The 1,486-nt window shown below is 69.1% G+C and carries 3 protein-coding genes and 1 pseudogene; all 4 read right to left on the minus strand.

Going from position 1 to position 1,486, the window contains the following annotated elements:
- A pseudogene (locus IEY93_RS37365) lies at positions 1–203 on the minus strand (signal recognition particle-docking protein FtsY); the annotation flags it as partial.
- Positions 204–268: 65 nt separating this feature from the next.
- Entirely contained in the window at positions 269–682 is a 414-nt protein-coding gene (locus IEY93_RS37370) for a type II toxin-antitoxin system VapC family toxin (protein WP_189167877.1), read from the minus strand.
- Positions 679–903 (minus strand): FitA-like ribbon-helix-helix domain-containing protein, encoded by a 225-nt coding sequence (locus IEY93_RS37375; RefSeq protein WP_229691818.1) that lies wholly within the window; start codon positions 901–903, stop codon positions 679–681. Before IEY93_RS37375 ends, IEY93_RS37370 begins: the two co-directional genes overlap by 4 nt.
- Entirely contained in the window at positions 852–1,229 is a 378-nt protein-coding gene (locus IEY93_RS39915; RefSeq protein WP_189167879.1) for an SMC hinge domain-related protein, read from the minus strand. Before IEY93_RS39915 ends, IEY93_RS37375 begins: the two co-directional genes overlap by 52 nt.
- Between the last annotated feature and the right edge of the window lie 257 nt (positions 1,230–1,486).

The following is a 1,486-nucleotide window of genomic DNA, read 5'->3' on the forward strand; positions in this document are numbered from 1 at the left end:
CCGGTCTTGGTGTGCAGGCGGCCGGCGGTGTCCACGATGACGGTGTCCACCTTGTCGTCGATGCCCTTGGACACCGCGTCGAAGGCCACGGAAGCCGGGTCGGCCCCCTCGTCCTTGCGCACCACCTCCGCGCCGACACGCTCGCCCCAGGTCTGGAGCTGGTCGGCGGCGGCGGCCCGGAAGGTGTCGGCCGCGCCGAGCATTCGTCCCAGGCGTCGTCGTCCAGCCCGCTTCGGCCGTACCGCCGGAGACGACGCGAGGCTCTGGTTCACGTCAGCGGCGGAGGATAACGGTGGATCTCCGCTCGGTGGCCGGTGGCGCCGGCGAACTTGGCGTCGTCGGTGAGCAGCGGAAGTCCAAGCAGTTCGGCGAGAGCCACGTACATGCCGTCATAGGCGCCGAGATTGTGCCGCAACTCCAGCACTCGTCTCTGCAGTGGCAGCATCGGATGTCGCACGATCTTGAGCTGCGCGTAACGCTCCAGCATGATCTGCGCCCGCGCCTCCGAGATGCGCACCTCCGGCTTGGTGGTGATCACATGCCCGCGCACGACGGAGGCGATCTCGACGTCGATCAACGCTGGGGCGTGCAGCTTGCGGGCCAGGCGCTGCCGGAGCAGGTCATCGCCCTTGACGTTCGCCAGCAGGCGAAAGACGATCGAGGTGTCGACGACAAGGCTCATCGGCGCCCCTCGCGCAGCGTCTCCCGGACGAATTCGGGATCGTAGGGGACGGGCTCATCGTCAGCGATCTTGGCCATCACCTCGTCCAGCGTCGGGGTGGCCGCCTCTTCGGACAGCAAGTCGCGGACGTAGGCCGTCAGCGACTTGCCTTCTCGCTCTGCCCGCGCTTTCAATGTGCGTTCGGTGTCGTCTGGGACGTCCCGGATCTGGATGGTACCCATGCCACCAATTTAGCATGCAAACTGCATGCAGTCCTGACGGCGAGAGAATGACCCGCTCGTCGCCGCACACCATGCCGGGCCGCGCGTGGGTTCACAGCCGACGGCGCCCGCAGGTCGGGCCGCTGCTCGACGAGCTTTCTGGCCACGGTGACGTCCTCGGCGACGACCACGCCCGACAGCAGGCTCTCGACGGCGCGGCGCAGCTCATCGGCCACGGCGACCAGGCCGGCCACCCACTCGGCGTCGTCGAACGCAGCGGGCCTGAGCACGGCGTCGGTGGCGGCGACGACCAGCGCGGCCCGCCCGGCCTCCTCGGCACGCAGCAGCTAGTCGAAACCGCTGCCCCATGGCACAGCGAGGCGCCATCGTGGCGGACAACCCCGGTGGCTGCTTCATACGAGGTCAGGGCCCCATCGACTCGATGGGGCCCTGACCTTTGCCTGTCAGGCCGTGCGGTACGGACAGCGACGAGTGTGAGCCCGCAGGCGTGGCCCGGCGGCACCCGAGGCGCCGCCGGGTCTGGAGTCAGTCGCCGAGGAGGGCGTCGGTGAAGACCTCGGGGTCGAAGGGGGCCAGGTCGTCG

It is taken from the genome of Sphaerisporangium melleum, assembly GCF_014646695.1.
Classification (GTDB): domain Bacteria; phylum Actinomycetota; class Actinomycetes; order Streptosporangiales; family Streptosporangiaceae; genus Sphaerisporangium; species Sphaerisporangium melleum.